The following is a 25,302-nucleotide window of genomic DNA, read 5'->3' as shown; positions in this document are numbered from 1 at the left end:
GCGAATAGTCAGCATGAAATTACAAGCCATTCATTTAGATAAAGCCGCATTAAGCCTAGCCATTAATGCCGAAATTGATTTCGATCGCTTCACCGATTTTGCCGAACCACTGGTAGCCGCATTAGATTGTCATGTGCGCGAGCGCCAATGGGGTGCCGACAGGCATCAATGGTTATTGGAGTTTGAAGGGAGTCAGTTATGGCTCAATTATGAATTTTACGGCAACATTTGCTGGCTCTCGACCGAACGAGAGGCCGATTTCGAGGTGTTGGAATACCTAGCTACTTTGCTGAAACCTTACCTATAAGTGAATCAATATGAGTCAAAATCTGGTTAACCAAAACAACTCATTATCTGGGGGTCAAAGCGATAAGGGGGCAGAGTTTCATTTTCAAGCCCTCACACCGGATTTGATCTTAGATGCCATAGAGAGTCTTGGCATTTATCCTGAGACTGGGCTACTGGCACTCAACAGTTACGAGAACCGCGTCTATCAATTTCGCAGCGACGAAGGGTTGCGCTTTGTGGTGAAATTTTATCGCCCAAATCGCTGGAGTGACGCTCAAATTCAAGAAGAGCACGACTATGCGCTAGCCTTAGCCGCGGAAGATATTCCCATGGCTGTGCCCGTTGTTCTAGAAGGTAAAACCTTGCACTACTACCAAGGTTTTCGATTTACTTTGTTTCCCTCCCTCGGAGGGCGAGCCTTTGAAGTCGATAATTTGGAGCAATTGGAATTAGTTGGCCGTTTCATCGGTCGTATGCATCAGTACGCGGGGCAGGAAGCGTTCAGTGAGCGTGAACCACTTAATCCACAAATATTGGGCGCTGAGCCGCTCGCGTGGTTAAAGCAATCAGAGCTTGTACCGACCAATCTGCGGGTGGCATTTTTTACTGTGGTAGAACAAGTGTTAGCTAAGGCGAATGCCATTTGGGCCCGTCAAGGTTTTACTGCTATTCGACTCCATGGGGATCTGCACCCTGGCAATATCTTATGGACGCCCGATGGCCCTGGTTTTGTGGATTTGGACGATGCTCGTATGGGGCCTGCGATCCAGGATCTGTGGATGATGCTCACGGGTGACCGAGCGCAACAACTTATGCAGCTTGAGATTTTACTCGAGGCCTATGAAGAGTTTTGTGAGTTTGATACTAGGCAATTGGCCTTGATTGAACCGCTGCGCGCGCTGCGTATGGTGCACTATAACGCTTGGATTGGCAGACGTTGGCAGGATCCTGCTTTCCCGATGAACTTCCCTTGGTTTGGGGATGAAAAGTATTGGGAGCAACAGATCTTGGCTTTTAAGGAACAATTATTTGCCCTCGATGAGCCACCATTGAGCCTAATACCCTATTAAAGATGCATCTTGTGACATTAGATTGAACTCTTAGGCTTGAGTTACACTCGAAAAATAGAATATGTTAGGCTCCAGCTCATTTATACAATTGATTTAAGGAATTTTCATGAAAAAAGTATTGCTCATGGCCGCAGCGCTATTATTGGCGCCACTGGCTGCATCGGCTGTGGAATACCAAGAAGGTGTACATTACACAGTGATTAACGATGGCCCAGCGACTGCCAAGCCAGAGATCACTGAGTTTTTCTCTTTCTATTGTCCACATTGCTACAATTTTTCCAAAACGGTAGTACCAAAAATCTTAGCCGAGAAGCCGGATGGCGTTGCTTTCAATCAGGCACATGTCGATTTTATTGGTAAAGAAATGGGGGCCGAAATGTCACGTGCCTTTGCCGTGGCGCATCAGTTAAATGTCGATGAGAAAATGGATGCGGCGTTGTTTGCAGCAATCCATGAGAAGAAGCAACACTTCACGAGCCTTGCCGATATCCGTGCACTCTTTGTGGCTAATGGTGTCGATGGTAAAGCCTTTGATGCCGCTGCCGAGTCTTTTATGGTGAAAGCGCAAATGGCAAAAATGAAACGTGATACGGAAAATGCCAAGCTGACAGGAGTGCCAGCCCTAGTGGTTAATGGTAAGTATCGCGTTGAAACAGGAGCGATTAAGTCCTACGACGAGCTGCTGGATATCGCCTACTACTTAGCGAAAAAGTGATTCCTTTCTGATTATCATCTTGCTGCCATATGGGTGAGTGATAAGGCCGATCGTACGATGTTATCAAAGGAGCCTGTGGGCTCCTTTTTTATTGCGGCAAAGGGAACTGCAAATGAACTGCCACTCAGTTGGATGTTAATTGCTTGAACTTGTTGAATAAAGCCGAACCCAAAATGGGTAAAAAAAAACCGTACCCCCGATAACGAAAGTACGGACCTGAGCCATAGGGCTCATTTTTACCCTGAGTAACGCAGTTAATATAATGGAGCGTCAAAAAAATGGCAAGCGTCAATATTATGACGTTTTGAGATGGGTGAAATAGATAGACATATAAACTAATTAAATCATGCAATTAATGAGTTTTGCTATGAAAGATCGAAAAAAAGAGTGTGAGAAATGAAACTCAATGGATAAACCTTCTGTCAAACAACTGTAATTAAAAACAACAAGAATACATGTAGGGGGTCATATGAGAGTTTTCCCTGTCTACGCACCAAAGCTTATTGTTAAGCATGCGCGTATTTTCCTGACTGGCGTGATATGGGTTAAAGACTTAGGACGATTAGAATTTGAGAAAGGACGTTTCTTATTACCAAGAAAAAGCCTGCCAAAAGTGAAGCAGGCTGTTTTAGAACTGAACGAATTAATTGAAGCGCAGAACCATCAAACCAAAACAGCTTAGATTTCGCTGTTGAGCAGGCCAACAAGTCCTGTGACTTTTTCGTTCCAAGACGTGAGTTCTTGTTGCAGTTGTTGGTTTTGCTCGTTCAGTTGTTGATTATGCTCACTCAAGGTTGAAGCTTTTTGCTTCTCTTCTTCAAGCTCCATTTTTAGAAGCTCGATGGTTTCGAGTGCAGCCTGGATTTTGGTTTCCAGTTTGGACAGTAATTCAAGGCTCATCTGGAGAGTCCTATGGTTTCTGGATGGGACTGTGATTCTAGCAGTGCCAAGAGCATAAGGAATAGTGATTCTTACCGTTTGGCGAAAAAACGTCCGATAACTGAGTTCTAATGCAAGTTTTTTTGCATTTGTTATTAACTCGTTAGTATTCTTGGTTTTATTTATTATCGGAATGGCTTATGTTGCCTAGCCTGCTCGCCATGCTTCCCCTGCTGCTCACCCTCATTTTGGCTCTGTGGTTACGTCGAACCCTGATTGCCCTCGGAGTTGGCATTATCTCAGGCGCCTTGATTATTGCCCATTTCGATATTATGCAAACCGGTGGCTACTTAGCCGAGATTGGGATTAGACAGTTTTATAGCCAAGGCGCTTGGCAGTGGTGGCATCTTAATGTTCTGCTCGCCATGTTATTGCTTGGCAGCATGACGCAGCTATTGGCTCGGGGCGGGGCTGTTGGACAGTTTGGCGATTGGTTATATCGCCGAGTTCGCACCGATCGTCAGGCGCGTCTTGGGATCGTTTTTCTCGGTTGGTTGGTCTTTATCGATGGCATTTTTAGCTGCTTGGCCGTTGGCCATGTTTGCCAGCCCTTGAGTCAGCGTTATGGCATTCGCAATGAGCAGCTTGCCTATCTGGTCGATTCGAACGCTTCACCCCTCTGTGCTTTGTTACCTTTTTCGAGTTGGGGCCCCTATGTGATGGCCTTACTCGCGGGTATAAGCTTTCTACCCATCTCACCGCTGCAGGCCTTTATTGAGATCGCTTTACTTAACTTCTACGCAATATCCACCTTAGGATTATCCGTACTGGTCGCTTGGTTTGGGCTGGGATTTCGCCCCTTGAATGTGGGCAATAATCAGCCCCAGAAAAAGGGGCGTGCGGTAACGATTTCTACGGAGGAGGATGCAGTGGTAAGGGGCAATCCTTGGCTATTGGCTTTGCCTATGTTAACTCTGCTGGGAGCTTCGGTGGGGCTAACTCTATGGTCAGGGGCACAACAGGTGGCTTCGTGGGATTTGGCAGAGTGGCTAGCTAAGGCCGATATTGGTGCATCTATGCGCAACGCTTGCCTGCTGGCGACACTGGTTACCTTAGCCATGCTTAGTTTTTCCGGGCGACGAATGGGTGAGCTAGTCGGGGATCTTAGTCATGGCGTTTGTATGATCACCTTTGCGATCGCCATCTTACTCTGCACTTGGATGATAGGTGCAGTGATCCAAGACTTAGGGGTGGCAACTTTACTGGCCTCATGGGCCAAATTGTATCTGTCGGCGCAATTGCTGGTGGCGGGAATGTTTTTGCTCTGTGCTCTCATGGCGTTTGCCACTGGCTCGAGTTGGGGGACCTTTGCGATTATGATCCCGATTGGCGGCGAGATTGCCTACACTATGGATGTCGGTCTGTTGCTTCCCGTATTAGGAGCAGTGATGGCGGGCTCGGTATTTGGTGACCATTGCTCACCCATTTCGGATACCAGTGTACTAAGCGCAACCAGCTCAGGCTGTTTACCCCATGACCATGTCGTGACTCAATTACCTTTTGCCCTGATGGCGGCGTGTTCAGCCCTGATTGGATTTCAATTGGTCAACTTAGGTGTGGCGTTACCTTTAGTCTGGTTGGCCGTGATGGGGATGAGTCTTGGGCTATTATTTCTGCTGTCACGTTTTTACGCCCCTTGGCCAAAACTTGCGTCGCAGACATAAAGTGTGTTTATCGCTAAAATGATTCATTCGGTTTGAACTGAACCCTTTATTCACGTGTACTGATTTAAGAGATGATCAAGATGAGCATTACCCGTTTAGATGTTGGCACCCGTATGAGTAGCATAGTGATCCACCAAGGAACTGTATATTTATGTGGCCAAGTGGCAAAGGACAAATATCAAAATATTACCGAGCAAACCACGACCATGCTAGAGGAGGTCGACAGCTTGCTCACACAGGCGGGGAGCTCTCGTGAGCATTTATTGTCAGCGACTATCTATCTGAAAGACATGGATGATTACGGTGCTATGAATGCTGTATGGGATGCTTGGGTGCCTAAGGGCTATGCTCCCGCCCGGGCCTGTGTACAGGCCGCCATTGCCGAGCCGGAATATTTGGTCGAAGTTTCTATTGTTGCGGCGGTCGCGGTTTAAGCACTAAAGTCGCTTTTTAGCCCAGTTTAGAAACCTGTTTAGATTCTTATTTAAAACCCGTCACCGAGCGTCTCTGCTCGGTGAATCTTTACTTGTAATACAGCCTTTATAGCCAGCCTTGTTCAACAATTCCACTCTCTTTCTACGAAATCCTTCAGCTTCAACGTAATAAGTATTCCATTAAGTGTGTAGGGACAAGGGGTGGATGATCCACATATTGCATTGAAAGTGCCGCGGCTATCGCATCAATATTCTGTTGCGCTAAACCCTGTTCGATAATGGTAAACGCCCAAGGAGCCTCGGTTTTGAGTTTGAGGTAATAAGGCGTTTCGACAAATTGTGCGAGTGAGTAAGCCGCGCCACCTAAACCATGCCCCCAACCTTCGCTGACATGAAAGGGCCTATTTAGATGCGCCATAGTAAACTCAATGAGATGGGGATATTGGCCGTTATGCCCACCAGTCCAGTGACCTATTTCAACCGATAATATCATCCTTGCCACGTCATCTCCTTGCTAAGGTTGTTTAGTGGTAATCAACACCCTGCCAAACTCAGCATTCGCATCGATAGGCGTGATGGCCACGATATGGTCGAGCCTAAGGGATTGTTTAGCTTGCTGTTGGATAATAAGCCACTCGGTTTTGTCGGCTCTTGTCTGCGTGGTGATGGCTTGGCCTTGGCACTGCGTGCCATCAATCAACTCAAGCTTGAGCTGATAACCGCGCAGGCAGGCAAGTTCGAGGTAATCGTAGTGTTCGCAGGGGATTATCTTATAATCAGACATAGATTTATCTCATCGGGAGTTCGACCCTATTGTGGCAAAAATACTTGTCGTTGGCATTATTGCGGATTGTTTTATCTTCTATCTAAGGCCGTGTGGCAGGCAAAGCTAGGCATGTTAGTGAGTTTTTTATTTGCTTAGACCTTTAGATAGGAATACCCCCTTGACTTTATTCCTGTCGCTCCCTAGTCTGCTTGTTCAGTAATCAAGGTGGTATGCGATGGAAATAAAATACAATTTAAAACCTGCGTCCGAGCGCCGTACTGAGCAATTCAAGCCCGAGGGGAATGTGGGCTTTGGTAGCCTCAGAACCGATCATATGTTTTTAATGGATTACCGTGATGGTGAATGGCGTGATCCGCGAATTGTGCCCTATGGCCCATTTGAAATGGCTCCGGGAGCAATGGCATTACACTATGGTCAGTCAATCTTCGAAGGTGCGAAGGCCTTTATGCATGAAGATGGCGAGATTTATACTTTCCGCATCAATAAAAACGCCGAGCGGATGAATCGCTCCGCCGATATTGTCTGTATTCCGAATATCGATGAGCAGATGCAAATCGATGCGATCAATGCCTTGATCGATGTGGATCGTCTCTGGTTTCCGATGCAAGAAGGTGCGTGTTTATATATTCGTCCCTTTATTTTTGCGACCGAAGATCGACTTTCAGTCAGCCCAAGTTCACGGTATACCTTCTGCGTAGTATTGAGCCCTAGCGGTGCTTACTATGCCGCTGGTGTGAACAAAGGCATACGTTTGTTGATCAGTAAGACCTATCACCGCGCAGTATCGGGTGGTACTGGGGCATCTAAGGCGGCGGGTAACTATGCTGCCTCATTGCGTGCGGGTAAAGCAGCTGCGCAGTTTGGTGCATCCCAAGTGTTATATCTCGACTCGACTAATCAGCAGATTGAAGAAGCGGGCGCGATGAACCACTTCCATATTCTGAAAGACGGCACCGTGATTATCCCAACGTTCACCGATACCATCTTAAAATCCATTACCTCGCAATCCATTATGGAGTTAGGTGAGTTGCTCGGCTGCGAAATTCGCCAAGAAACCGTGATGCTGGATAAGTTTATTGCCGATATCGAATCCGGCGAAATTATCGAAGCGGGGGGCTTTGGGACTGCGGCCGTGGTATCTGCCGTGGGCTCTTATATTTTTGAAGATGGTCGCGTTGTGACTGTGGGTAATGGCGAAGTGGGTGAGCATATTCAGCGCATTTACAAACTCTATACCGAAATCCAGAAGGGTCATATCAACGGCCCCGAAGGCTGGGTGAAGCGAGTCGAGCGCATCGCACCTTAAGCACACATGAAAAATGCAACCGGAAGACTCCCTAGGGAGTCTTTTTTATGTCCACTGTTTGCCCTTTAGGATGGTTGCGACAGTGGCTTAGATTGACTGCCGAGCAGTATGAGGCAATCTTTTGCGCTAAGGGGTTTGCTGAGTAAGAAGCCTTGAACCTGATCGCAACCCTGTAGGGCTAAGAAATTGAGCTGCTCTTGGGTTTCCACCCCTTCTGCAACCACATTGAGTTCGAGACTGTGTGCCAAGGCGATAATGGCGCTAGTAATGGCCGCATCATCGGGATCATTGGTGATGTCTCTGACAAACTCCCTATCAATTTTTAGGGTATCGATGGGGAAACGTTTAAGGTAACTCAGGCTTGAATAACCTGTGCCAAAATCGTCTACGGCAATGGTTAATCCTAGGGCTTTGAGCTTAGCTAGGATAGTCACAGATTCCTGCGGGTTACCCATGATCATCGATTCTGTCAGCTCGAGTTCGAGTGATTTTGCGGGCAGTCCCGACACCGCAAGGGCAACTTCAATCGTCGAAATAATATCCGCTTTGAGTTGGCGGGCTGATAGGTTAATAGCCATGCTGAAGTCTTTAAAGCCCAATTCATTCCATTGAGCTAATTGTTGGCAGGCGTGGTTAATCACCCAGAGACCTATTTGATTAATGATGCCCGTCTCCTCTGCCAGTGGAATGAATTCTACCGGAGAAATAGGGCCGAGCTCTGAATGGTGCCAGCGTAGCAAGGCTTCTAAGCCCGTGAGCGAACCATCGCGTAGGGAGAATTTAGGTTGGTAAACTAGGCTCAACTCGTTGCGTGCAATGGCTTGTTTTAACCCAGCTTCGAGCTGTACATGGCGGGTCGCCATCTCGTTTAGTTCATGGGTATAAAACTGAAAATTATTTCTACCTAAGGACTTAGCATGATACATGGCGGTGTCGGCAAACTTAATTAATGAGTCCGCATTGTCCGCGTCGTTGGGATAGAGACTAATTCCTATCGACGTTGAGATGGTCAGGGATTTATCGTCTAATAAAAAGGGTATCTGAAAGGCCCGCAGTACTTTCTCTGATATCAGTGTTGCCGCTTTAGTTTTGGCTACACCTTCTAAAATAATGGTAAATTCATCACCACCTAAGCGCGCAACAGTATCACCTTCTCGCACGGCATTTTGCAGCCGTCTTGCAACTGCTTTGAGCAACAGATCGCCTATATGGTGGCCCATGGAATCATTGATATGTTTGAATCGGTCGAGATCTAAAAACAGTAGTGCAACAATATTATTCGACCTATGGGCCTGGGAAATGGCATGGTTGAGTCGATCTTGGAAAAGAGTACGGTTAGGCAGGCCAGTTAAAGTATCGAAGCTGGCGAGGAAACGCAGATCTTCTTCGGCTTTTTTACGCTCGGTAATATCGGTAAATACCGCAACAAAATGGCTAGTTTCACCTTTGATATCTATGACTTGGTTGATCTCAAGCCAGACTAACAGTGCCTTGCGCCCCTTATTGCGGATCCAAATCTCTCCGGCCCAATGTTTATGGCGTAATAGTTGTTGTTCTATGCTGCTAAATAGGCCTCTCTGTTGCCTGCTATAGGCTAAATGCACAAGATATTTATCGCAAATTTGTCGCTCTGTATAACCCGTAATGGCACAAAATGCCGGGTTCACCGAGCGGATCCGATAATCTAAACTGGCCACGACCACTGCCTCGTTCATGCTGTTGAGCACTTGAGAGGAGAGTATTAGCTCATTCTCAATCAGTTTACGGGAAGTGATATTGCGGCTTGTGCCCGTCATGCGTATGGCTTGATGATTACTGTCACTTTCTACGACTTTGCCGCGTTCTAAGATCCAAACCCAATTGCTGGGCGAGCGTTCAATGCGATACTCCACTTCAAAAAAGGGAGTGCGGCCTTGAAGATGTTCGGCTAATTCATGTTTAAACTTTTCTCTATCCTCAGGATGGATGCTTTCATGTAACAGATGATGGCTGCTCCACTGGGGAATAGAGGTATCCATGTTCGTTCGGTAGACTCGGTTTTCTTTGATATTCCAGTCCCACATGCCATCCCCAGATGCCCATAGGGCGAGTTTGAGACGTTCCTCCGAAGCACGGATACTGGTTTCAAACTCCCGTTGCCGTTGGCGTTTTCGCTTGCGCCAGAGAATGCTCCACACCAATAAGACAACAGCGATAAGATAGTAAAGGGCATAGGCAAGTTGAGTGCGATAGAAAGGAGCCTGTACTTTTAGATCGACGAGTAGAGCATAAGTGCCCCCACTGTTATATTGCAGTGAATGGCGGACATGTAAGACGTAATTCCCTGGGGTTATATTGGTAAAGGTGATTTCATTGCCCGAGGGTAAGTCGTGCCATTGAGTATCAAAGCCTTCTAGGAAATAGCTAAAACGGTTTTTACCCGTATAACTAAAGTCCAATGACGTCACTTCAAAACTCACCAGTTGATCATCGTAGTGCATCTCTATTTGCGGGGGGCGACTGAGATCTAAGATAGTGTGGTTTTTACCTGCAATCTTATAAGCGGTTAAAGCGACTCTTGCCTCACCCCGTTCATCGGGAATGACACTGGGATTAAAGCGGTTTATGCCATGGATGCCACCAAACCAGAGGTCGCCATCAGGGTCCTTAAGTTTAACACCACCATTAAACTCCAATGCCTGTAGGCCTTCTTGCTCATTGAAATTAATGATCTTGTTAGTGATAGGGTTCAGCTTGCCAACCCCAGCATTACTGCTAAACCAAATATCATGTTTTTCATCTTCGAGCAGGGCGTAGATAGTATCGCTGGGTAGGCCCTGCTTACGGGTGTAGTGGCTAAAATCCGCATTGGCTGCATTAGCCGAGAGCTTGCTGATCCCGCCATGGGTCGCAAACCAAATATCACCATTGGCGGTGACCAAAATATCCCGTATGCGGTTATTGATAATGCTGTTTTTGTCATCGGGTTGATGTGTAAAAGCTTGACCCAATTCCGTTTGCATATCGAGCTTAACTAACCCGTTGAGTGAACCTATCCACAGGATGTTTTTGTCTGCTCTGAGGGTAAATAACAGATTTTGTGCGGGATAAAAGCCCTCAATATCGGTGAGCGGTACAGAGATAAACTCATCTTTATCTATGGTTTTGCGATAGAGTGCATGGGAAGTGGCAATCCAAAGTCTGTCTTGGTTGTCCATTTCTAAGCTGCGGATATAGTTTGCTTCTGAGTTTTGATCCCGACTGTTGCTGACGTTAAGCAGAGTGAACTTACCATTGGAGGTTAACTTTCCTAAACCATAGTTGCTGGCAAACCAAATGCTCCCCTGCTTATCCTGGACAATATCTCGCAGTATTAAATTTAAATGAGGTAGCTCGACCCCGAGCGCCTTAGCAAAATGAGACGAATAATACTCGTACTGATGGCTATTGAGTGGTAGCCGCTTAAGGCCTGCACCGTCAGTGCCTATCCAGAGTGCACCATCCTGGCTGCGAAATAGGGCGCGTATGTTATTACTCTGTTGAGGTAGTTCGGTAGTATATTCAAATAGATGCTGAAAATACTGGCGGCGAGTGTTGATCTTATTGAGCCCTGAGTAGCTGGCGCCGAGCCATAGATTACCGAAGGGATCCTGTAACAAACTTAATATATTGTTTTCACTGATACTGTCTGAGCGTTTCGTATCGTATTTATGATAGGTTGCCGCTAGTTGTCCTCCCTCTCTATCCAGTTGGATGAGGCCTGTCTCTGGGCCTACTGCCCAAAAGCGTCCTAGGGGTGTTTGGATAAAATCTTTAATATAAGCAATGTTATTTTCGGTTTGCCATAGCACTTCACCCTGTTGGCTGATGAGATCGTAGTGCCATAGTTGATTACCGAGTGCCAAGGTGATGGACCGTGTCGAATTAGCTTTAATCTGATGGGCAGTCAGGTTTTGTGGCACATTGAGACGGGTAATGGTATTACTGCTTACCGCAAAGGTACCGCTATTCTTTGTTCCCGTGAGCAAATAGGTATTTTCAACATTGGCGAGACTGGTGATATAGGGCTCGACACTGTTACCTAAGTCGACTTGGCTGATCCGCTGCGTTTTTGTTGATAGGGAAAATAGCCCACCTTGAGTGCCAATCCAGAGGGTATTGCCAACGATATTGAGTCTAGTCACCCTAAGATCTGTTAGTCCTTGCTCCAGCCCAAAACGCTCAAAGGAGCCAGTCTTGAGATCGAGTCGATTTACCCCTTGGTTAAAGGTGCCCACCCAGATGTAGCCATCAGTATCTTGGATGATATCTGAAATATAACTTTCAGAAATGCTAGTAGGATCATTAGGGGAGTGGATGAACAGGTTAAAGTTATGGCCATTGTAGCCATGCAGGCCATCTTGAGTGCCAATCCAAAGCATACCAGCACTGTCCATAAATAGACTCGTGATAGTGTTTTGATTGAGCCCGTTCTCGCTGCGGATATGTTCAAACTTCAGTTGAGTGTTAGCTGCACTTAAAGGTTGGGTGACCCCTTTGAATGGAAAGCTAAATAAACTCAGGACGCAAAGAGCGATCAGCACTAGTCGATGGATTTGTAGACTCAAATTTACCCCTATTAAATAACCCTTTTATCCCATAGTGTGGGTGTTGTTCACCTTGGTTTATTGGGGATTAGCGTATAACCGAGAAAACACACCCATTTGGTAAAAACAAAGACAGATCATCGCAACATTGGCGTATTCACAGGGTATTAGTATGTTTATTATTTTTTATTACGGCCTAAGAAGCTTAGCATTTTTTACAGTATGCCAATATACAATTAGTCATTCTTTTGTGGGAGATATAAATAAAAAAGACCTTGCCGGAAGGGGGAGAAGCAAGGTCTTTGGTTGAACTATTTAAGGCTATAGCGGATGGATCTCAATCATTCATATAACCGAGATCCAGATCGAGATACGCCTGTGTATTTATGATTTGTTCACGCTCTGAGAACGACACCATTTGTTCAGCAATGCTACTACTGTCACCGTATTCTAAAATGGTGTCCAAGGTGTTCTGGCAAGCATGGATAGTCGCTCGTTGTAAGTCAGAGGGAATAATAATGAACTTGTATCCTAACTCTTGCAGTCTGCTCTTCGATACTAACGGTGTTTTACCACTGTGGAACATATTGATGAGTTTAGGCTGCTTAATATGTTGAGCAATTAATTCAATTTGCTCAACGGTTTCGGGAGCTTCTACAAAAATTACATCGGCCCCTGCTGCTAAATATGCATGTGAGCGTTCTATCGCGGCTTCAAATCCTTCAACCGCGATTGCATCTGTGCGGGCAATTAAGATGAAATCTGGGTCAGTTTGGCTATCCTTGGCTACACGGATCTTGTGCACCATTTCCTTGGTACTAACTAAAGATTTATCATTGAGATGGCCACAACGCTTGGGAAAGGTTTGATCTTCCAAGTGCAATGCTGCGACACCCGCTCGCTCAAAAGCTTTAACGGTGCGACTGACATTGATGGCATTACCAAACCCAGTATCCGCATCCGCTATGATGGGTACTTGGGTCACTTCGACCATTTGCTCTAGTCGATGTAACACTTCGCTAAAGCTCAGCATGCCTATATCGGGAAAACCACAACTCCTTGCAATCGCACCGCCACTGGCATAAATCAGATTAAACCCTGTTTGTTCGGCTAAACGTGCCGTCATGCCATCGTAAACACCGGGGGCGACGTGAATATCGCTACCACTGAGCATTTGTCGTAATGCCGTTGTTTTTTTCATTTGAATCCTCTTCCTTGTACGCCTTTAGCGATTGAATCCAGAACCAGATAAACGATTAGAAACTATCACTCGGTACTCGTACAAAACCTTCCATCAGCACGCGGGCGCTGCGGCTCATAATGGCCTTGACCACTGTCCATTCGCCATCAACGAGTGACGCCTGCGCACCAACCCGTAAGGTGCCTGAGGGATGGCCGAAGCGCACCGCACTTTTTTGACCGCCACCTGCGGCGAGATTGACTAGGGTGCCGGGAATTGCCGCCGCTGTACCAATGGCTACCGCCGCTGTACCCATCATAGCGTGGTGCAATTTACCCATGGAGAGGGCGCGTACCAGCAGATCTATGTCCTCAGCATTGACGGTTTTGCCGCTAGATGACACATAGCTCTTAGGTTTAGCAACAAAGGCTACTTTGGGAGTGTGCTGGCGTGATGCGGCTTCATCTATATGTGCAATCAACCCCATACGCACAGCACCATAGGCTCGAATGGTTTCAAACTTAGCCAGCGCGGCGCTGTCGCCGTTGATATCATCCTGCAGTTCAGTGCCCGTATAACCTAAGTCTTCGGCATTGATGAAAATGGTGGGTATGCCAGCGTTGATCATAGTGGCGTTAAAGCTGCCAATGCCCGGCACTTCAAGTACATCCACAAGATTACCCGTGGGGAACATGCTGCCACTCCCACCGTTAGAATTGGCATCTTCGTCCGCAGCCGGGTTCATAAACTCGATTTGCACTTCGGCGGCGGGAAAGGTTACACCATCGAGCTCAAAATCGCCGGTTTCCTGTACTTCACCCTGGGTGATGGGCACATGGGCGATAATGGTTTTGCCTATGTTGGCCTGCCAAATTCGCACTGTGCAAATGCCATCCTGTGGAATGTGTGCAGCATCAATTAAACCATTGCTGATAGCGAAAGCGCCGACGGCGGCGGTTAAATTACCACAGTTGCCACTCCAATCGACAAAGGGTTTGTCTATGGCGACTTGGCCAAACAGGTAGTCGACATCGTGATCCGAGCGTGTGCTCTTAGAGAGGATCACTGTCTTGCTGGTGCTCGAGGTGGCACCGCCCATGCCATCGATCTGTTTACCGTAGGGATCTGGGCTACCAATGACTCGCAGTAATAAGGCATCGCGGGCAGGGCCTGGTACTTGGGCTGCCAGAGGTAAATCCTGTAGACGGAAAAACACGCCCTTACTGGTGCCGCCGCGCATGTAAGTTGCGGCGATTTTAATTTGCGGCGCGAGGGTTGTTGAAGCATTCATACATTGACTCCAAAAGGACTCCCAATGGACTCCAAATGAGCGCCAGCAACATCATGGCGAAGTTACTGGAGCTCGGTTTAACTAACTCATATTGAGCTGATATTCGATTGTTCGAGCCTTGATTCTTAAACAAGACTCGAGCATCGATTTAAGCCTGATTCGATTCGAGGAAGTCCTGGGCGAAGCGTTGTAGCACGCCGCCAGCCTCGTAGATTGAGACTTCTTCCGCCGTATCGAGACGACAGGTGACGGGCACTTCAACGCGCTCACCATTTTTACGGGTGATGACGACGGTTAAATCCGCCCGTGGTGATGGCGTACCGAGCACATCGAACACTTCCGTGCCATCTATGCCATAGGTTGTACGGTTTTCACCCGCCTTAAATTCCAGCGGCAACACGCCCATACCCACTAAGTTGGTGCGATGAATGCGCTCGAAGCCTTCGGCGACGATGGCCTCTACACCCGCTAAACGTACACCTTTTGCAGCCCAATCGCGTGATGAGCCTTGGCCATAGTCGGCGCCAGCGATAATGATCAGTGGTTGCTTGCGATCCATATAGGTTTCAATGGCTTCCCACATGCGAGTCACTTGACCTTCGGGCTCGATACGGGCAAGCGAACCTTGCTTCACCTTACCGTCGACAATGGCCATTTCGTTTTTCAGCTTAGGGTTGGCAAAGGTCGCGCGCTGGGCGGTTAAGTGATCGCCCCTGTGGGTGGCATAGGAGTTAAAGTCTTCCTCCGGCAAACCCATTTTATGCAGATATTCACCCGCGGCGCTGTCCATCATAATCGCGTTAGAAGGCGATAAATGGTCGGTGGTGATGTTGTCACCCAGTACCGCTAGTGGACGCATGCCCTTGAGGGTACGTTCGCCCGCTAAGGCGCCTTCCCAGTAAGGGGGGCGACGAATATAGGTAGACTGTGGACGCCAGTCGTATAGGGGGCTGATTTTTTCGCCGTAATCGACGACTAAATCAAACATGGGCTCATATACTTTGCGGAACTGCTCTGGCTTAACGCTGTTCGCAATTACGGCATCGATTTCTTCATCCGATGGCCAAATATCAATGAGTTTGATTGGGTTACCGTCTTTATCTAAGCCCAGGACATCCTTTTCGATATCGAAACGTATGGTGCCCGCAATCGCGTAGGCGACCACTAATGGCGGTGATGCTAGAAACGCCTGTTTTGCATAGGGATGGATTCGGCCATCGAAGTTACGGTTACCGGATAATACTGCGGTGGCGTATAAATCGCGGTCGATCACTTCCTGCTGGATCACAGGATCCAGCGCGCCGCTCATGCCGTTACAGGTGGTGCAGGCAAAGCCGACGATCCCAAAGCCAAGTTGCTCAAGCTCGGGCAACAGATTGGCTTCTTCTAAATAGAGTTGTACCGCTTTGGAGCCAGGGGCGAGTGAGGTTTTGACCCAAGGTTTACGACTCAAGCCCTTCGCATTGGCGTTACGGGCAATCAGGCCCGCGGCAATCACGTTACGTGGGTTACTGGTGTTGGTACAGCTAGTGATGGCGGCGATGATCACGGCGCCATCAGGCATCAGACCAGGCTCATTCTCGACCACTCCGCTAATTCCACGCTCGGCGAGTTCCGAGGTAGGCACGCGAGCATGTGGATTAGAGGGGCCCGCAATGGTGCGCACCACTGATGAGAGGTCAAAGTGTAATGTGCGTGGATATTCGGCCTGTTTTAAGTCATCGCTCCACAAACCTGCTGTCTTGGCATAGGTTTCTACCAGTTTGACTTGTTCGGCTTCGCGACCCGTGAGGGTCAAATAATCTAGCGTTTGTTGATCGATATAGAACATGGCTGCGGTGGCGCCAAATTCAGGCGTCATGTTCGAAATCGTCGCGCGATCACCTAGGGTCAGTGCCGCTGCGCCTTCGCCGAAGAACTCAAGGTAAGAGGAAACCACTTTTTCCTTACGCAGGAATTCGGTCAAGGCTAACACTATGTCAGTCGCCGTGATGCCAGGTTGAGGCTTGCCAGTCAGCTCGACGCCGATAATGTCCGGCAGACGCATATAGGATGCGCGGCCTAACATCACACTTTCTGCCTCAAGACCACCCACACCGATGGCGATAACGCCCAGCGCATCTACGTGTGGAGTATGGCTGTCGGTACCGACTAAGGTATCAGGGAAGGCAACGCCGTCACGGGCATGGACCACGGGTGACATACGTTCTAGGTTAATTTGATGCATGATGCCGTTCCCTTGTGGGATAACATCGATGTTTTTAAAGGCCTTTTGAGTCCAATTAATAAAGTGGAACCTGTCTTCGTTGCGTCTGTCTTCGATGGCGCGGTTTTTTGCAAAGGCGTCTTTATCGTAGCCGCCATATTCCACTGCGAGGGAATGATCCACAATCAATTGTGTCGGCACAACAGGGTTCACTTTGGCCGGATCGCCACCCTTAGCAGCAATCGCATCACGCAGACCCGCAAGGTCAACGAGGGCGGTTTGCCCTAAAATATCGTGGCAGACCACGCGGGCGGGAAACCAAGGGAAGTCCAGCTCCTGTTTAGATTCAATGATTTGTTTTAGCGAGTCGGTTAATGCGCTTGGCTCACAGCGACGGACTAAGTTTTCCGCCAGCACGCGTGAGGTGTAAGGGAGCTTGGCATAGGCGCCGGGGGCAATGGCTTCAACGGCCTCGCGGGTATCGAAATAATCGAGTGCAGTGCCTGGTAAGGGCTTGCGATACTGGGTATTTATGATAGTGCTCATAACATCGGTGCTCATCACATGATCCATTCGGGGATCTTAAAGAGAAACTGACGCCTTAGCGCCAGTTCATGTTGTTAAACATTAACGGTTAGCAATCGGCACCACTTTACGGGGTGCTACGCCCACATAGTCGGCACTTGGGCGAATGATGCGGTTGTTAGAGCGTTGCTCCATCACATGTGCAGTCCAACCCGTTACCCGTGAACACACGAAAATGGGGGTAAACAATTTAGTCGGAATGCCCATAAAGTGGTAAGCGCTGGCGTGGAAGAAGTCAGCATTACAGAAGAGTTTTTTCTGTTCCCACATCAGGGCTTCGCAGGCAACCGAGACGCGGTAGAGGCGATCATCACCATAATCGGCGGCCAGCTTTTCAGACCATTCTTTGATAATGGCGTTACGTGGGTCAGATTCGCGGTAAATCGCGTGACCGAAGCCCATGATCTTGTCTTTACGTTCTAACTTGCCCATCAGAATATCGCGGGCATCGGCTTCATCTTTCATATCTTGGATAAGTTCCATGGCCGCTTCGTTTGCGCCGCCATGGAGTGGACCGCGCAGTGAACCGATCGCGCCTGTCACGCAGGAATGCATGTCCGACAGGGTTGAAGCACACACTCGGGCGGTAAAAGTGGATGCGTTAAATTCGTGTTCTGCATAAAGAATGAGGGATACATCCATCACTTTTGCGTGTAACGCAGAAGGAGCTTTACCGTGCAATAGGTGGAGGAAGTGAGCACCTATTTGATCGTCTTGGGTTTCGGTTTCGATACGCACGCCATCATGGCTAAAGCGATACCAGTAACAGATAATCGATGGGAAGGCCGCCAGTAAACGGTCGGCAATTTCACTCTGCTCGCTAAAGTTATGCTCGGCTTCTAAGTTACCTAACATTGAACAGCCAGTACGCATCACATCCATTGGGTGAGTGTCGGCGGGAATGCGTTCTAACACTTCTTTTAATGCCTGTGGCAGACCACGCAGACCTTTGAGTTTGGTCTTATAGGCATCTAATTGGGCCTGAGTTGGCAGTTCACCATAAAGAATAAGGTAGGCGACTTCTTCGAAGGTGGCGTTTTCGCCAAGATCCTTCACATCATAACCGCGGTACGTGAGACCACTGCCTGAAACGCCCACTGTACTTAATGCGGTTTCCCCTGCGCTCTGGCCACGTAATCCTGCGCCACTTAACTTTTTCGCTTCTGACATGATTCTTCCCTTCCGTTAACTCTGTTTAGTATTGCCAGACCTTATTAGGCTACTGACTTTTATGGGTTAATGCTGCAAGGCATAAGGCCTGAACGGTTGAGTGCCTATTGGCTTCAACCGAGTGTAGGGTTGCAGCTTGTCGGTTATTTATCTTGGTTAAACAGTTGATCTAGCTTGTCTTCAAAGGCGTGGTAGCCCAAATACTTATACAGATCCGTGCGGCTCTGCATAGTGTCCAACACATTGCGTTGATGACCGTCATTCATCAGCGCTTGCATCACCTTCAATGCCGCTTGATTGGCCGCACGGAAAGTGCCGAGGGGATAAAGCACCATATCGGCGCCCGCTTCGGCGAGTTGTTCTTTATTGAATAGCTGGGTTTGGCCAAACTCGGTCATATTCGCCAGGATCGGGGCGTTAACCTGCGCCTTGAAGTGGCGATATTGGTCCAGCTCGGTTAAAGCTTCGGCGAAAATCATATCGGCACCGGCGGCAATATAGGCCTTGGCGCGCTCGATTCCGGCCTCTAAACCTTCAACGGCAACCGCATCGGTGCGCGCCATGATCACAAAGTTAGGGTCGGTACGGGCATCGACGGCGGCTTTAATGCGATCCACCATTTCTTCGGTGCTGACTACGGCTTTATTGGGTCTATGGCCACAGCGTTTTTGTGACACTTGGTCTTCCATGTGCACGGCGGCAACACCAATTTTTTCAAACTCTTTAATGGTACGGGCGATATTAAATGCGCCACCCCAGCCAGTGTCGATATCGACTAACAGAGGTAATTGGGTTGCTGAGGTGATGCGGCCCGCATCGATCAGCACATCATTCATCGACGTCATGCCTAAGTCGGGTAAACCGTAGGAAGCGTTAGCGACACCGGCTCCGGAGAGGTAAAGGGCTTGAAAGCCGGTTTGCTCTGCCATTAAGGCAAAGTAAGCATTGGTCGTACCAAGGATTTGCAACGGTTTAGCGTTGGCGAGGGCTTGGCGAAAACGTAATCCTGCACTTTGTGTCATGGTCTTTGTCCTTATCTTTTTATAGGCATATTGGGCCGTGTGTACTTAGCTTTAGTTGGCTAAGGTTTCTTTAGCGGCGGCATTGGCTTGTAATTCAATCAAACGTAATTCGGTGTTTTTGCGGCCTTGTTCTATATGACGGCGCATTAGGAGTCCCGCTAATTCACCATCGCGCAGGGCTATGGCTTCCACTATGCGTCTGTGTTCTGCAATGGCCTTAACGGGGCGATTCTGATTGGTGCATTGGTAACGGTACATCCGCAGTAGGTGATACAGGCCACCGATTAAGGTTTCCTGCAGATGTTTATTGCCACTGGCTTGAATGATTTGGTAGTGAAAATCGACATCACCTTCTTCTTGGAAATAGGTATCCCCCTTAATCAGCGCCGCTTCTTGAGCCGCAAGAAGATCTTCTAACTTAGCGAGCTGTTCGGGGGTGATACGGCTGGCAGCCAGTTCGCAGGCCATGCCTTCGAGTACGCTACGCAGTTGATATAAATCGTTAAGCTCGCTCACTGTTAGCTGGGCAACACGGGCGCCAATATGGGGGGCACGTACGACTAAGCGTTGTCTTTCTAAGGTTTGCAGTGCCTCGCGGGTTGGACCGCGGCTAATGCCGTATTTTTCGGCCAGTGCTTGTTCGTTAATCTTACTGCCCGCAGGCAACTCGCCTTTGATGATGCTGGTTTGGATCTGCACCAAAATTTGATCGGCTAATGTAGTCGAGGTTTTTTCGGGAGTAACAGACTTCACCTTATCGGCCGTTTGGCTTTGGGTGTCATCATTATTGAACCTCGCATCTTGCTTTAACATATAGCGCATCACTATTCAGAGGATTGTCGACAATGGAGAAAAAATAGACCTCTATCGGAACATTGTCAACAATGTGGGTGGTTGGGTAACTGCCTATATCATGGAGGTTCTTTGTTATTTTATTGATTTATATAAATTTATTTTTATAATGTAATTTTATTATTTTTTGATCTAAAGTTTTAAATGCAGGATTGTCGACAATTAATGCTTTTATCGCAATGAAAAGGTGATGTTTGACTAGGGCAGGACTGAGTCCAGTCATGGTGCAATAACGTAATGGGGGAAATGCTATTAGCGGCATGGGCTATATACCCAAACAGCCTTTAGGCATGATTGGGTATATTGGGGGGGAACTAGTGAATTAGTGAGCCTGGGTATGGTTGGTGCTGGTGGCACTATCGCTTTGTGTTTGTCGGCTATGGAGCAGACTATGGATCTGTTGATCTTTTTCTGCCCAAAGTTGATTTAACCAGCGCTGAAATTCGACACGGTATTCGGACTCGGAAAAATAACGGTTAGCATCGACTTGGGGAACGGGCAGAGCACGCACTCGTACTATGATTTTATTCACTTTACCATTCATCACACCAAACAAAATATCCTCTGGCGCATCTGGATACACTAAGGTGATATCCAACAAATTGGTAAATTGCTCGCCCATAGCCGACAACGTAAAGGCAATGCCTCCAGCCTTGGGACGTAATAAATATTGATAGGGCGAATCCTGACGCTGGCGCTTATCCTCTGTAAAACGGCTACCCTCTACATAGTTGATAATAGAGGTTGGCATATTCTTAAATTTTTCACAGGCACGGCGAGTCGTGGCTAAGTCCTTCCCCTTCAATTTAGGGTTCTTTTTGAGTTTTGCTGGGCTGGTTCGGTCCATAAATGGCATATCCAGCGCCCAGCAACCTAGGCCCATAATGGGCACGTAGATCAGTTCTTTCTTGAGGAAAAACTTCAGCATAGGGATATGGTTGCGCAATAAGTAAGTTTGCGCCGCGATATCAAAACCGCTCAGATGGTTGCTGATCAGTAAATACCAGCCATTTTTGTCTAGTCCGTCAAGCCCTTGAACATCCCATTCGATTTTGGCGATCAAAAATAAAATGCCGCCATTACAGCTCGCCCACGCCCACATAAAGCGGTTCATTAGTGCTGTCACCGCATTACGAGCCCCTTGCACTGGCATCAGTATTTTCACTAAGCCGCCGAGGCAGACGAGCGTACCCCAAATGGCGGTATTAATGATCAATAGGCTCAAGCTGAGAATAAACAGCACGGGACCGGGAAGGAAATTCAACATATTGGCGCCACCCTTATTCTTTATTCACTTGGCCAGCGAGCTGGCTTATCACTCGATCCTTGGTGAGCCAGAGCTGATTTAACTGTTCTTGAAAGCCAATCTTGAAATCGCGGTCATTCATATAATCCCCGCGCATGGCGGGATCGATATCGGATATTTTAATGTGCACTTTAACGCTTGGCAGCTTGCCTGTCAGGTAGTCCCAATAGCTGGGAACATGATCTGGGTAGTAGATAGCCACATCCACTAGCTTATGGATCTGTTCTCCCATGGCCGATAGCGCGAAGGCCATACCACCCGCTTTGGGTTTTAACAAATGTTGGAACTGTGAGTTTTGCTTTTTATGCTTAGTTTTGTGGAAACGTGTCCCTTCGACAAAGTTCATCACACTCACTGGCTTAGCCTTAAATTTAGCGCAAGCTTTACGTGTGATTTCAATATCTTTACCCTTTAACTTGGGATTTTTTTTAAGCTGCGCAGTGCTATAACGGCGCATAAAAGGAAAGTCCAGTGCCCACCAAGCTAGTCCGAGTATGGGCACAAAAATCAGTTCCTGTTTTAAGAAGAACTTGAGGAAGGGGATCTTGTGGTTAAAAATGCGCTGCAGGATCAAAATATCCACCCAAGATTGGTGGTTAGCGATCACCATGTACCACTCTTTGGTTGAAAATTGGGTATCGCCCGTTAGTTCGATTTTCACTGGATGCAGTAAACGCTCAATGACACCGTTAACACTAATCCAGGCACTGGCGCAAAAATCGAGCACATAACTGGTGGCCGTTCTTAGTGGAGCAAAGGGGATGAGTTTGATAACACTGCCCAAGATAATTGGGATCGCCCAAAAAATCGTATTAACGACATAGCCTAAGAAGGCTATACAGCCTTTGATCTGTGAAAACAGCGTCACCATTAGCGCCCCCTGACAAAAATTGGAGGCCTATGTTACTCGGTGTCGGCCTTTGGCTCAATCATCGGTCAGCTGGTCGGTGCATTTGTTAACATTTATTGTCTCAATATTGCTGGGATAATCGCGCTAACAATCTGTCCATGGCGCGATAACCTAAGGCTTGGGCTAAGTGACGCCTTTCGGTATTGGGCGCTTGCTCAAGGTCGGCAATGGTGCGGGCAACCCTTTGTATGCGATGAAAACTGCGCACTGAGAGCCCAAGTTTAACCACGCTTTGCTCTAAAAAAATCAGATCGGCCTCACTTAGGCCACTGAAGCGTTTTAGCTGCTTGCCCGAGAGTTCGCTATTGAGCACCCCAGCCCTCGCGAGCTGAATATCCCGGGCGCGTTTGACTCGTTTGGCGACCTCTTGGCTGGTTTCGCTCGGCGCCGAGGCCTGGGTGAGTGTGCCTGGGGGAAGTTTTGGCACCTCGATGGTGAGATCGAATCTATCGAGGAAGGGACCAGACAATCTTGCAAGGTAACGCTGCACTTGATCTGGGGTCGCGCGGTTATGGGTATCTATATCGCCACTGGGGCTGGGATTCATAGCGGCGATCAATTGGAAGCGACTTAAAAAGGTGAGCTTAGCGGCGGCGCGGGAGATCACTACCTCGCCCGTCTCCATCGGTTCACGTAGGCAGTCGAGCACTTTACGTGGAAATTCAGCCACTTCATCTAAAAATAATACGCCGCGATGGGCGAGGGATATTTCACCTGGCTTAGGTATACTGCCTCCGCCAACGAGGGAGATGGATGAACTTGTGTGGTGAGGAGCTCTAAAGGGGCGTTTTAAAAAATGTTGCGGCTTGATATCGAGTCCTGCAACTGAGTGAATCGCGGCGACTTCTAAGGCCTCTTCATAACTTAAGGTCGGAAGTAGTGCCATCATGCGGCTCGCCAGCATGGTTTTGCCCGTTCCCGGAGGGCCTAACATCAACAAATTATGGTTACCCGCGGCGGCAATCTCCAGCGCTTGCTTTGCTTGATATTGGCCTATCACATCGCTTAGACAATGCTCTGACTCCGGTGCGGCTTCACTCACCCATTCGAGGTGGCTATCGAGTTCGGGCAGTGGTGCTTGACCCAGCAAAAAGGCTGCAAGGCTCTGTAAATGTGAGCCAAAAAATACCCTGTGATAACCGACTAACTCGGCATCATGGCGATTTTCTAGCGGCAAAATCAAAGTGTTGTCCTGACGCTTTGCCGCAATAATCGCGGGTAGCAACCCTTGGCAGTACCGAATTTGCCCCGATAGGGCTAACTCACCTACAAACTCGGTATTTTTGAGGCTGTTAGCGGGTATTTGCTCCGAGGCCGCGAGTATACCAATGGCAATGGGTAAGTCGTAACGGCCTCCTTGCTTAGGTAAATCGGCTGGTGCAAGGTTGACGGTTATTCTGCGCATCGGGAATTCAAACCCTGCATTGATCAGTGCGCTACGCACTCGCTCGCGTGCTTCTTTTACAGAGGCTTCTGGCAATCCCACTAAGTTAAATGCGGGTAGGCCATTGCTGAGGTGGACTTCAACTGTGACTTCTGGGGCTTCTACCCCACAACTGGCTCGGGTATTGACGCAGGCAATCGCCATAAACAAATCCTTTTGTAGAGATATTGCACAGAATTTGAGTGTAGCAGCAATTGGGGTGATGGCTTTGCTATCAGTACGTTATTCTTGCTTCAGCAATAGGTTATCCGTTTCACGCTAGGGTTGGCGCCCTCTACTTTTAGGGCTTATTTTTGTGTAAATGTTTCATCGCATACATGCGTTGATCTGCCAGCTCCAGCAGTTTGTCGGCTTCCATACCATCCAGTGGCAATACGACGGCACCAATGCTGACTTGTAACTGGTAGTTGCTGCCTTCAAATGTCAAAGGTGGCACCATGGCCGCTTCGATACGTAGGAGCGCCGCTGTGACTGCATCTGGGCTTTCCAGTGGTGTTAAAATCATGCCGAATTCATCCCCGCCGAGTCGGGCCGCGAGATCTGTGTCGCGGGTTGTCTGTCGCAGGCGTTTGGCAAGTTCCAACAGCACGGCATCTCCAGCACGGTGACCATGCATATCGTTGATCTGTTTCAGCCCGTCCATATCCATCATTAACAGGCCTGTGGAGAGTTGTTCGCGCTTCGCTCGAGCTATTGCATTGTGTAGTCGGTCCATAAACAATGCGCGGTTGGCGAGGCCAGTCATACTGTCGTGCGTGGCTTTGAAGAACAAATTATCGTTATCGTATTTGACCGAAAAATACATGGCGGCAGCCACGACTTCCGATAGCATATTTAGCAGTGTGATATCCGGTTGTTGAAACTTACCGACATGCCGCGATACGGCTTTAAGCACGCCAACGGTGGCACCTTGGTACTTTAGGGGCATGACCAGCATAGAGCGCAAACCGACTTTATTGCAGGCGGCGTGATCGACCCGAGTATCCGTAGCTGCATCGAAGCAGGCGAGTACCTCTCCCGTTTTAATACATAAACCAGATAAGCTAGCATCAATCTTTAGTCGTAGTCCAAGCTGAGGTGCGGCTATGCCCGAAGCCGCCCGGTACACCATATCACCATCTTCGACTAGTTCAATCGCGGCGCCATCTGCATCAATCAAAGGTAGTGTTTGCTCTACGACATATTGCATGACCCCGCCTAAATCTAGCCCTAGCTTAGCTATTTCAGACTGAATATTAATAACCTGTAGCAGTTGCTCACGTGATGGCATGCTTTAACCCTACATAACTGATTTTTAATTAAATATAGTGAGTCGATAAAACAACCATTATCATACTGAAGTGTAGTGCATTTAGGTTAGTGCTAAAGGAAACCGCTAAATAAAAAACATCATAAATAATGAACTGCTAAATCACGGTCTTAATGCATAGCTTTGTATTGAGTGCGAAGGTGAACAGTGTGTTTAGCGTTAGTGTCTGCGCTGAAAGTGGCTGGTTTAATCTATGGGCAACGGCAGCTGATTATAGTGAGCATTCTGTTTCATCCCTCGCTTAGCCAAACTTCCATGT

21 protein-coding genes are annotated in these 25,302 nt (G+C 48.0%); 7 read left to right on the top strand and 14 right to left on the bottom strand.

The features are described 5' to 3' along the window. Positions 1-13 precede the first annotated feature (13 nt). From SOHN41_RS17105 to SOHN41_RS17090, 4 genes are all read left to right on the top strand, one after another. A complete protein-coding gene (locus SOHN41_RS17105) occupies positions 14-307 on the top strand; it encodes a DUF3630 family protein (RefSeq protein WP_007651464.1) in 294 nt (97 codons plus the stop codon). Positions 308-317: 10 nt separating this feature from the next. Beyond that, positions 318-1,358 carry a serine/threonine protein kinase gene (locus tag SOHN41_RS17100; RefSeq protein ID WP_007651463.1) on the top strand — a complete coding sequence of 347 codons (1,041 nt, stop codon included), beginning with the start codon at positions 318-320 and terminating at the stop codon, positions 1,356-1,358. A gap of 106 nt (positions 1,359-1,464) precedes the next feature. Continuing rightward, positions 1,465-2,073 (top strand): thiol:disulfide interchange protein DsbA/DsbL, encoded by a 609-nt coding sequence (locus SOHN41_RS17095; RefSeq protein ID WP_007651462.1) that lies wholly within the window; start codon positions 1,465-1,467, stop codon positions 2,071-2,073. Between the two features lie 469 nt (positions 2,074-2,542). Further along, complete coding sequence (locus tag SOHN41_RS17090; protein ID WP_007651458.1) at positions 2,543-2,755, top strand: DUF1107 domain-containing protein; 213 nt, start codon at positions 2,543-2,545, stop codon at positions 2,753-2,755. On the opposite strand, the gene SOHN41_RS17085 is transcribed toward SOHN41_RS17090, so the two are convergent. Next, positions 2,752-2,973, bottom strand: a complete 222-nt coding sequence (locus SOHN41_RS17085) for a cell division protein ZapB (protein ID WP_007651456.1) — start codon at positions 2,971-2,973, stop codon at positions 2,752-2,754. The genes SOHN41_RS17090 and SOHN41_RS17085 overlap by 4 nt on opposite strands. A gap of 179 nt (positions 2,974-3,152) precedes the next feature. On the opposite strand from SOHN41_RS17085, the gene SOHN41_RS17080 reads away from it, so the two are divergent. Together SOHN41_RS17080 and SOHN41_RS17075 are read left to right on the top strand one after the other, a co-directional pair. Next, positions 3,153-4,676 (top strand): Na+/H+ antiporter NhaC family protein, encoded by a 1,524-nt coding sequence (locus SOHN41_RS17080; RefSeq protein ID WP_007651454.1) that lies wholly within the window; start codon positions 3,153-3,155, stop codon positions 4,674-4,676. Positions 4,677-4,756: 80 nt separating this feature from the next. Further along, on the top strand, positions 4,757-5,110 hold the full coding sequence (locus SOHN41_RS17075; protein WP_007651452.1) for a RidA family protein: 354 nt from the start codon (positions 4,757-4,759) through the stop codon (positions 5,108-5,110). A 160-nt stretch (positions 5,111-5,270) separates the two neighbouring features. Here the strand turns inward: SOHN41_RS17075 and SOHN41_RS17070 are convergent, their stop codons facing one another. Together SOHN41_RS17070 and SOHN41_RS17065 are read right to left on the bottom strand one after the other, a co-directional pair. Further along, positions 5,271-5,612 carry a hypothetical protein gene (locus SOHN41_RS17070; RefSeq protein ID WP_007651449.1) on the bottom strand — a complete coding sequence of 114 codons (342 nt, stop codon included), beginning with the start codon at positions 5,610-5,612 and terminating at the stop codon, positions 5,271-5,273. Between the two features lie 12 nt (positions 5,613-5,624). Beyond that, positions 5,625-5,894 (bottom strand): Rho-binding antiterminator, encoded by a 270-nt coding sequence (locus SOHN41_RS17065; protein ID WP_007651447.1) that lies wholly within the window; start codon positions 5,892-5,894, stop codon positions 5,625-5,627. A 217-nt stretch (positions 5,895-6,111) separates the two neighbouring features. Here SOHN41_RS17065 and SOHN41_RS17060 point away from each other — a divergent pair, with 217 nt between their 5' ends. Further along, the gene (locus tag SOHN41_RS17060) at positions 6,112-7,203 is read left to right on the top strand and encodes a branched-chain amino acid aminotransferase (RefSeq protein WP_007651445.1); all 1,092 of its coding nucleotides are present in this window, start codon (positions 6,112-6,114) and stop codon (positions 7,201-7,203) included. A gap of 65 nt (positions 7,204-7,268) precedes the next feature. Here SOHN41_RS17060 and SOHN41_RS17055 read toward each other — a convergent pair whose 3' ends face one another. The 11 genes from SOHN41_RS17055 to SOHN41_RS17005 all read right to left on the bottom strand — a co-directional run bounded on the left by SOHN41_RS17055 (position 7,269) and on the right by SOHN41_RS17005 (position 25,004). Then, on the bottom strand, positions 7,269-11,789 hold the full coding sequence (locus SOHN41_RS17055; protein ID WP_007651443.1) for an EAL domain-containing protein: 4,521 nt from the start codon (positions 11,787-11,789) through the stop codon (positions 7,269-7,271). 316 nt (positions 11,790-12,105) lie between these two features. After that, positions 12,106-12,969, bottom strand: a complete 864-nt coding sequence (locus SOHN41_RS17050; RefSeq protein ID WP_007651440.1) for an isocitrate lyase/PEP mutase family protein — start codon at positions 12,967-12,969, stop codon at positions 12,106-12,108. 55 nt (positions 12,970-13,024) lie between these two features. Continuing rightward, entirely contained in the window at positions 13,025-14,239 is a 1,215-nt protein-coding gene (prpF, locus tag SOHN41_RS17045) for a 2-methylaconitate cis-trans isomerase PrpF (protein WP_007651438.1), read from the bottom strand. A gap of 148 nt (positions 14,240-14,387) precedes the next feature. Beyond that, positions 14,388-16,991: a Fe/S-dependent 2-methylisocitrate dehydratase AcnD gene (gene acnD / locus SOHN41_RS17040; RefSeq protein WP_037459553.1), complete on the bottom strand. Its 2,604-nt coding sequence runs from the start codon at positions 16,989-16,991 to the stop codon at positions 14,388-14,390. An 81-nt stretch (positions 16,992-17,072) separates the two neighbouring features. Next, a complete protein-coding gene (gene prpC / locus SOHN41_RS17035; RefSeq protein ID WP_007651433.1) occupies positions 17,073-18,200 on the bottom strand; it encodes a bifunctional 2-methylcitrate synthase/citrate synthase in 1,128 nt (375 codons plus the stop codon). Positions 18,201-18,343: 143 nt separating this feature from the next. Continuing rightward, the gene (gene prpB, locus SOHN41_RS17030; RefSeq protein ID WP_007651432.1) at positions 18,344-19,222 is read right to left on the bottom strand and encodes a methylisocitrate lyase; all 879 of its coding nucleotides are present in this window, start codon (positions 19,220-19,222) and stop codon (positions 18,344-18,346) included. A gap of 51 nt (positions 19,223-19,273) precedes the next feature. Beyond that, positions 19,274-20,035 carry a GntR family transcriptional regulator gene (locus SOHN41_RS17025; RefSeq protein WP_007651431.1) on the bottom strand — a complete coding sequence of 254 codons (762 nt, stop codon included), beginning with the start codon at positions 20,033-20,035 and terminating at the stop codon, positions 19,274-19,276. A 361-nt stretch (positions 20,036-20,396) separates the two neighbouring features. After that, on the bottom strand, positions 20,397-21,341 hold the full coding sequence (locus SOHN41_RS17020) for an acyltransferase (protein WP_007651426.1): 945 nt from the start codon (positions 21,339-21,341) through the stop codon (positions 20,397-20,399). A gap of 13 nt (positions 21,342-21,354) precedes the next feature. Further along, the gene (locus SOHN41_RS17015; protein WP_007651425.1) at positions 21,355-22,251 is read right to left on the bottom strand and encodes an acyltransferase; all 897 of its coding nucleotides are present in this window, start codon (positions 22,249-22,251) and stop codon (positions 21,355-21,357) included. Between the two features lie 100 nt (positions 22,252-22,351). Next, a complete protein-coding gene (locus tag SOHN41_RS17010; RefSeq protein WP_007651424.1) occupies positions 22,352-23,878 on the bottom strand; it encodes a YifB family Mg chelatase-like AAA ATPase in 1,527 nt (508 codons plus the stop codon). 136 nt (positions 23,879-24,014) lie between these two features. Then, positions 24,015-25,004: a sensor domain-containing diguanylate cyclase gene (locus SOHN41_RS17005; RefSeq protein WP_007651422.1), complete on the bottom strand. Its 990-nt coding sequence runs from the start codon at positions 25,002-25,004 to the stop codon at positions 24,015-24,017. Positions 25,005-25,302: the final 298 nt, after the last annotated feature.

Source organism: Shewanella sp. HN-41 (genome assembly GCF_000217915.1).
Lineage (GTDB): Bacteria > Pseudomonadota > Gammaproteobacteria > Enterobacterales > Shewanellaceae > Shewanella.
The sequence above is the reverse complement of the archived record's forward strand: the minus strand, read 5'-3'. Positions and strand labels throughout refer to the sequence as shown.